Annotated in this window: 8 protein-coding genes; 5 read left to right on the forward strand and 3 right to left on the reverse strand. The window is 69.4% G+C overall.

Translation table 11 applies throughout. The features are described from left to right. Window positions 1-162: 162 nt before the first annotated feature. The 3 genes from FXN61_RS45645 to FXN61_RS45655 are packed head-to-tail and all read right to left on the reverse strand — an operon-like array spanning window position 163 to window position 2,829. Window positions 163-990, reverse strand: coding sequence for a M20/M25/M40 family metallo-hydrolase (locus FXN61_RS45645; protein WP_312878506.1), 828 nt, complete (start codon window positions 988-990; stop codon window positions 163-165). Continuing rightward, a complete protein-coding gene (locus FXN61_RS45650; protein ID WP_167980054.1) occupies window positions 987-1,805 on the reverse strand; it encodes a sugar phosphate isomerase/epimerase family protein in 819 nt (272 codons plus the stop codon). Before FXN61_RS45650 ends, FXN61_RS45645 begins: the two co-directional genes overlap by 4 nt. After that, window positions 1,795-2,829, reverse strand: coding sequence for a Gfo/Idh/MocA family oxidoreductase (locus tag FXN61_RS45655; protein ID WP_167980055.1), 1,035 nt, complete (start codon window positions 2,827-2,829; stop codon window positions 1,795-1,797). Before FXN61_RS45655 ends, FXN61_RS45650 begins: the two co-directional genes overlap by 11 nt. Before the next feature lie 246 nt (window positions 2,830-3,075). Between FXN61_RS45655 and FXN61_RS45660 the strand changes: the two genes are divergently transcribed. The 5 genes from FXN61_RS45660 to FXN61_RS45680 form a co-directional block, all read left to right on the forward strand. Beyond that, entirely contained in the window at window positions 3,076-4,137 is a 1,062-nt protein-coding gene (locus tag FXN61_RS45660) for a DegT/DnrJ/EryC1/StrS family aminotransferase (RefSeq protein ID WP_312878507.1), read from the forward strand. After that, window positions 4,134-5,252 carry a DegT/DnrJ/EryC1/StrS family aminotransferase gene (locus FXN61_RS45665; RefSeq protein WP_167980056.1) on the forward strand — a complete coding sequence of 373 codons (1,119 nt, stop codon included), beginning with the start codon at window positions 4,134-4,136 and terminating at the stop codon, window positions 5,250-5,252. The genes FXN61_RS45660 and FXN61_RS45665 overlap by 4 nt, the downstream gene beginning before the upstream one ends. Then, complete coding sequence (locus FXN61_RS45670; protein WP_246293076.1) at window positions 5,249-5,896, forward strand: class I SAM-dependent methyltransferase; 648 nt, start codon at window positions 5,249-5,251, stop codon at window positions 5,894-5,896. Before FXN61_RS45665 ends, FXN61_RS45670 begins: the two co-directional genes overlap by 4 nt. Continuing rightward, window positions 5,893-6,816: a UbiA family prenyltransferase gene (locus tag FXN61_RS45675; RefSeq protein ID WP_167980057.1), complete on the forward strand. Its 924-nt coding sequence runs from the start codon at window positions 5,893-5,895 to the stop codon at window positions 6,814-6,816. Before FXN61_RS45670 ends, FXN61_RS45675 begins: the two co-directional genes overlap by 4 nt. After that, the coding region (locus FXN61_RS45680) for an FAD-dependent oxidoreductase (protein WP_167980058.1) at window positions 6,813-7,116 on the forward strand (304 nt) is incomplete at its 3' end. The genes FXN61_RS45675 and FXN61_RS45680, both read left to right, overlap by 4 nt.

Raw genomic sequence — 7,116 nt, forward strand, 5'->3', positions numbered from 1 at the left:
GTGGGATGTCCTGCGCCGGCAGCGCGGGCAGCCCGCGCTTCGCCCACCGCAGGCTGGTGATCGCCGCGGCATCGGCGGCGGTGCGGTGGAAGAAGGGCATGTCGCGGAAGCGTTCGGAGAACTCGGCGACGCCGGTCCGCAGGCCCGTCTCCATCGCCGCGCTCATGGTCCGCGCCGACTCCGCGCAGTCGTAGGCCATGTTGAACAGCAGTTCGCCGCTGCCGTAGACCCTGTTGTGCAGCTGACCGGTGTGCAGGCCCGCCACGCAGACCTGGCCGAGTGGGGCGAGACCGGCGGCGAGGTGCTGGGCGAGAAACCCGAGCAGCACCGTGGCGTTGTGGCCTCGATGCGCTCGTCGTCGATCGCGTCGTCGCCGTCGACCCGCACGCTCGCCGTCATCGCCGCCGTGCAGCGCGGCAGGTTCCGCAGCCCGGTCGGCTCGCAGAAGATGTTGAGCCCGCCGTGGAATCCGGCCTCGACGAGCGGCCGGGTGCCGAACGTGCCCATGGCGCCGCCCTCCTCGCCGGACACGGCCTGGATCAACACCCCGGCCTCGTGGCCGACCGCGGGGTCGGCGGCGACCGCCGCCCTGATCCCGGCCAGCACCGCCACCGCCGGCCCCTTGGCGTCGATCGCGCCGCGCCCGTGGAACCTGGTGCCGTCGAAGCCTTCCGGTTCGAACGGCGCCACGGTGTCGAGGTGCACGTTGAACATCACGGCGGGCTCGGCAGGCCCGAGCCGGAGCACCAGACTCGGCTGGCACGCGAGGAACTCCGGCCCCACGTCATGAAGGACCGACGGCACATCCGGACGACGGAGCACCGAAGGTTCGGGCGCGGCGAGGTGCGCGACGCGGAAGCCGATCCCGGCCGCCGCCGAGGCGAACACCTCCATCGCCTCCCATAGATGGACCTCGGCCGTCGTCTCCAGCGGACCGGCGGTCGGCAGGCTGAGCAGACGGAGCAGCAGGTCCCGGTCCGCCTGGATCACCGGACGAGCCTCGCCATCGCCCGGCCCGCCGCGAGGAACGACGTCACCGCGTCGGCGGCGAGCTCACCCGGCTCGTGCGGTCGCAGGGCGAGGTGCGGTTCCAGTGACCAGGCGCCGCGGTAGCCGTTCGCCCGCAACAGCTTCACACAGTCCGCGATCCGCGCGGTGCCCTCGCCGGGGATCGTGAACCCGTGCACGTCCGCGTCCTTGATGTGCACGTGCTCGACGTGGCCGACGATGTCGCCGAGCAGATCGAAGCCGTCGTAGCCGTGCGCGACGCCGTTCCCGGTGTCGAACAACAGCTTCAGCGCCGGGCTCGCGACCTCGTCGAGCAGCTCGAGCATCCGCGCGGCGTCGGCGCCCGCCCAGCCCGAGCAGTTCTCGTGCAGCAGCGTCACGCCGCCGGCTTCGGCCCTGCGGGTGAGCGCCGTGATCCGGGTGACCACCCTGGTGCGCCAGTCCGGATCGCTCAGGCCGTCGTTGGGATACGACATGATCCGGAGATACCGGGTACCGATCGACCGGGCCCGCCGGGCGAGCACGTCGAGTTCGGCGAGATCGTGATCGAAGTCCGCGGTGATCGGACGGGCCCAGTTGCCGATCCGCGAGGCCAGGCAGATCACCCGCAGCCCGTTGTCCGCCAACGCCGTCGCCGCCGCGGCGAACTGGTCGTCGGTGAGGTCGGCGACGGCCTGCCGGTCGATCGTGCGCAGCTCGATCGCGGGCCAGCCCAGCTCGATGAGCACACCGATCTGGGTGGCGAGATCGTGTGCCGCCTCGTCGGTGATACCCGCCAGCACGAGGTCAACCGGCATGGTGCGCCACCACGACGCGGTTGTTCTCCGTGCGCGCCGCGGGCACCACCGGTTCCGCGCAGATGTTCTTGGCCACCGACAACAGCTGCACGACCTCGGCGGCGAAGTTGAACCCACGCGTCTGCTCGCCGCCCGCCTGGAACTTGCGGTACACCTGGATCATCCACTCGGTCAGCGAGTCGTCGCGGAGCACCAGGCGCTCGCTGCGACCGTTCGCCCGCAGGGTCAGCTGCGAGTGGTCGTCGTCATCGCTCACCGCGAAGTGCCCGACCGCGCTGCCGTTCGCGAAGTCGATGGTGATCCGCCGTTCCCGCACCGGGCAGGTGAGGTCGGAGCTGATCTCGGTGTAGACCCCCGAGTTGTGCCGAAGACCGACCTTCGCGCCACCCATCCGAGCGCTGAACTGCCCGTCGACCTCGAGGTCGGCTCCCGCCGCATGGGTGACCCGTGCGGCACCGGCCAGCCGCAACGCGAGCGCGACGCCGTGCGGCAGCTCGACATCGAACGCCGTCGGATGGCCCGGCGCCGCGAACGAGCGGCGGAACCGCGGCTTGTTCTGCACGATAGTGATCGACTTCGGTGCGCCGAACAGGCCGGAGCGGGTCAGCTCGATCAGCCGCCTGGTGAGCGTGCTGGTGAGCCACGGCTCGACGACCTCGATGTGCAGCCGGTGCTTGCGCCGCACTCGGATGATCCGCGCGAGGTCGTCGGCATCGGATGTGAGCGGCTTCTCCACGATCATGTTGCGGAAGCCGAGCTCGGCCAGCTCCGCGATCACCGCGTGCCGCTCGGTCGGCGGTGTGCAGATGTGCACCACAGTGCTGGCGGGATCGAGTCCGCCGACCGCTGCGCCGATGCTCGTTGTGGCGACGAGGCCGGGTCGGTGGGGCTGCGTCCAGCGCGGGTCGCACGCCACGACATCCTGACTGCCGAACAGCTGTGGGTCGCACGCTCGGGCTTTCGCGAGCACCGGAAGATGCAGGCCCGCCCCGGCGCGGCCGAGTCCCATCACGAGTGACTGCACGATTGAGCCCCATCTTCGAGCAGGAATTCAGACCGATTTCGACGCTAGCCGGAGCAGGGCAGGTGTCAATGCTCGCCAGTCAGTATTGACCAGGAAGAGTGAACCGGATCACCAGTCCGATAAATTGCCCTACTCTCGGAAACGGGTCTTTCGCCGCCGGAGGTGGGTACGCTGTCGGTCCCTTTCCACATGCAATCGGCCACATTCGCAGAACTATGGCCTACGGCTCGACGACACATTGTCGACGTGATCGAGAATGGCAAATACTCACACGGCCACAAGGTCGCCCAGCTGGAGTCCGCGCTGGCCTCCTACACCGGCGCCCGTTTTGTCATCGGGGTGAACAGCGGCACGGACGCGCTGGTACTGCTGCTGCGGGCGGCCGGTTTGCGGCCAGGCGACGAGGTGGTCGTTCCCGCGTTCTCGTTCGTCGCGTCCGCGTCGTCGGTCGTGCTCGCGGGGGGCCGTCCGGTCTTCGCCGACATCGAGCCCGATGGGTACGGCATCGACCCCGCCTCGGTGGCCGACGTCGCCGGCGAACGCACTCGGTTCGTCATGCCGGTACATCTGTTCTCCCAGCTCATGGACATCGACAGGCTGCTCGACGTCACCTGGCGGCTCGGCCTCACGGTGGTCGAGGACAGTGCCGAGGCGATCGGGATGCGGCACCGCGGCACGCATGCCGGCCTGCTCGGGGTGGGCGGCGTGCTGTCGTTCTTCCCGACGAAGACACTGGGCGCGATCGGCGACGCCGGCGCGGTGCTCACCAACGATCTGCGCATTGCCGACATGGTCGACGCACTGCGTCACCACGGCCGGTTCGGCCGCACGATCGACAATTTCCCCGGTATCTCGAACGAGACCGGGCTGCCCGGAATGAACAGCAAAATGGACGACATCCAGGCCGCGGTGCTACTGGCGAAGCTCACCCGGCTGGACGCGGACATCGCCCGCCGCGCGCAGCTCGCCGCGTACTACACGGAGTTGCTCACGGGACTGCCGGGCGTGCGCAAGCTGCCCACAGCCCGGCCAGGTGGCGTGTTCTACGTCTACGTGATCGAAGCCGAGGCCCGCGACGAGCTGGCTGCACACCTGTCGGCGCAGGGCGTGCAGACCGAGGTCTATTACCCGGTGCCTCTGCATCTGCAGCCTTGTTTCCGCGACCTGGGACATCGTCCTGGTGATTTCCCGAATGCCGAGGCGGCGTGCCGGCACGCCATCGCCCTGCCCCTCTATCCGGACATGTCCATTGTAGACGTTGAAATGGTCTGCGGCTCAATTCGCGAATTCTGCCGAGGACGATCATGACCCTGCCGTTCTTCCCGCCTGATCTGTTCGACGACGAGCAGGACGTGTTGCTGGGCGTTGTCGAGAGCATCGGTCTGGCGCCGGAGCAGAAGTTCATCCTCGGCGGGCACACCGCCCGGTTCGAGGAGGTCATCCGCGACTCGGTGGGCGCCGCTGACGCGATCGCCTGCGGCAGCGGCACCGCGGCGCTGTCGCTGGTGCTGCGTGCCATGGACGTGGGTCCTGGCGACGAGGTGATCGTGCCCGCGTTCGGCTGCGCGCCGCTCGCCGCCGCTCCGGCGATGCTGGGGGCCATCCCGGTCTTCGCCGACGTCGATCCGTGGACGATGGTCGCCGATCCCGCCGAGATCGACCGGCTGGTCTCCCCGCGCACCAAGGTGATCACGCCCGCCCACATGTTCTCGGTGATGGCCGACATGCCCGCGATCCGCCGGATCGCCGACAGCGCGGGCGTCCGGCTGCTCGAGGACTCCGCGGTCGCGCAGGGCGGCATGCTCGACGGCACGCCCGCCGGTATGTGGGGCGATGCGGGCGTCTACTCGTTCGTGCAGGTCAAGACGTTCGGCATGCCGGGGGAGGGCGGCATGGTCGTCACCGCCGACCCTGAACTCGGCGCGGCGGTGCGGATGCTGCGCAATCACGGCCAGGACGGCAGGACGCGGTTCGTGCACCACCGCATCGGCTACAACAGCCGGTTCGACGAGATCATGGCGGCGTTCCAGCTGCACCGGTTCACCACACTTCCCCAACGGCTCGAACGCCGGGCGCGCATCGGCGAATACTACACCGAACGCTTTGCCGAGCTGGCCGGCTGCGGGGTGCTCGCGCCGCCGCCTGCCCGCAACGGCCGGTGCTTCTACGTCTACTCGTTGCTCGCAGAACGCCGGGACGCGTTGCGCGATCACCTTGCCGCACAAGGCATCGGATCGCACGTCTACTATCCCGCGGCACTTCCGCGTCAACTCGCGTTCGCCCCGTACGCCCGCAATGGCGTCTGGCCCGCCGCCGAGCTGGCCGTGCGGCGCACCCTCGCCATCCCCATCTACCCACATCTGACCGACGCGCAGGTGGAACGCATCGCGGACGCGGTGTGCCGATTCGCCAAGGAGTCATGATGAAGGTCCAGGCAACCCAGATTCCGGCACCGGACGAGATCGCGGACGAGTGGCGCAGAAGGGCCGAGCGCTCCGGACTGGCTCGTGTCATGCGTGCCTCGCAACCGGCTGAGCTCGCCGAGGGCACGACCATCCGGACCCGTCAGCTCGTCACGCACTACCTGCGTTCCCTCGGCCCGATCGGCTCCGCGCTGGAGATCGGCTGTGGCATGGGCAGGATCACCCCGGCCATCGCCGCGCAGGCCGACGCCGTCACCGCGATCGACATGACTCCGCGCATGCTCGTGCTGGCCCGCGCGGCCTGCGCCCACCTGCCGGGCGTCGAGTTCCAGCAGTCCACCGTCCAGCGGCTTCCGTGGCGGGACAAGAGGTTCGACGTCGCGATCTGCGTGTGGGTGCTGATGCACGTGCTGGACGACGACGAGATCGCCAGGGCGTGCCGCGCGATCGCGGGCGCGGCGCGGCACCTGGTGCTGGTGGAGTACGAGCACGCGGACATCCCGGTCGGCCGGTACTCGCGACTGCGCGACCTCGACGACTATCTCGCGCTGCTGCCGGGTTCCCGGCTGATCGAACGGCACGAACTGGCCTACGGCGGCGACCGCTCGTTCACCGCGCTGATCGCGTTGGAGGACCCGCGATGACGACGATCACGCGAACCCGTGGCGCCGCCTACTTCCGGCTCGCGAAGCTCGACATCCTCGACTACTACCTCGGCGTGGTCGTGGTGTGGACGTTGCTCGTCCCCGCGCTGCGGTTCGACGCGGGCGTGCTCACCACCACCGGGGTGTTCCTGCTGGGCGAGGTGTTCGTGATCGCCGCGATGGTGGCGCTCGACGACCTCACCGGCTACCGCGACGGCAGCGATGTCACCAACTACTCGCCCGACGACCCGGCCCGCAGGCGGTGTCGCAAGCCGCTGGTGGCGGGCACGCTGACCGAGGACCAGGTGCTGCGGTTCGCCTGGGTGACCGGGGTGATCGGCGCGCTGCTCTGGCTCGCCGCCATCGTGATCGCGCCTCACACTCCACTGTGGACGATCGTGTTGATCGCCGTCACGTACTTCTTCTCGCTGCAGTACTCGTGGGGCGTGAAGCTGAGCTACCACGGTTTCCAGGAGTTCTTCATCGCCGGGCTCGGCTGGGCGCTGGTGCTCGCGCCGTACGGCCTCGCGACCGGCCGGATCGACGGCTTCGTGCTGGCTCAGGCGCTGCTTTTCGGGCTGGGGCCGCTGCTGTTCGGCGTGTACTCGAACACCAACGACGTGGTGGGCGACCGGTCGGTCGGCAGGCCCACCGTGGCGGCGCTGACCTCACCGCGCGGCAACATGTTCTTCGTCATCGCGGTGTCGGCGGCCGAGCTCTCGGTGATCCTGGCGGTGCCCGTGCTGGACGGTCCGTGGTGGTTCCTGCTCGCGATGCTGCCGACGATCGTGCTGCGGGTCAGGCAGGTGTGGATCGGGTTCGCCCAGCACGACATCCTGCGGGCCAGAACGCTCGGCATCCGCATCCACCGGATCACCGTGCTGGCGCTGGTCGTCGTGAACCTGGCGGTCTTCACGTGACCGAGCTCGATGTCGCGGTCATCGGTGCCGGCGTCGCCGGGCTGACCACCGCGTTCCGGCTGCGGTCCTCGGGCAGGGACGTGCGGGTGTTCGAGGCGGCCGACGTCGTGGGCGGCCGGATGACGACAGTGCGCGAGGACGGCTTCCTCATCGACACCGGCGCCGAACAGATCCCGGCGACCGGCTATCCGGAGACGTGGAGGCTGCTGGGAGAGCTCGGCATCGACCGCGGCGCGGTGCCCAGGATCAGGCGGGGCATCGCGATGTGGCGCGGCCGGGCACGGCCAGGAGTCGCGAGCG

The sequence above is a fragment of the Lentzea indica genome (assembly GCF_012184385.1).
Taxonomy (GTDB): domain Bacteria; phylum Actinomycetota; class Actinomycetes; order Mycobacteriales; family Pseudonocardiaceae; genus Lentzea; species Lentzea indica.

Coding starts and splice junctions, on each gene's coding strand:
- FXN61_RS45650 (WP_167980054.1), bottom strand. CDS start 1,805: ATGCCGGTTGACCTCGTGCTGGCGGGTATCACCGACGAGGCGGCACAC.
- FXN61_RS45665 (WP_167980056.1), top strand. CDS start 4,134: ATGACCCTGCCGTTCTTCCCGCCTGATCTGTTCGACGACGAGCAGGAC.
- FXN61_RS45670 (WP_246293076.1), top strand. CDS start 5,249: ATGATGAAGGTCCAGGCAACCCAGATTCCGGCACCGGACGAGATCGCG.
- FXN61_RS45675 (WP_167980057.1), top strand. CDS start 5,893: ATGACGACGATCACGCGAACCCGTGGCGCCGCCTACTTCCGGCTCGCG.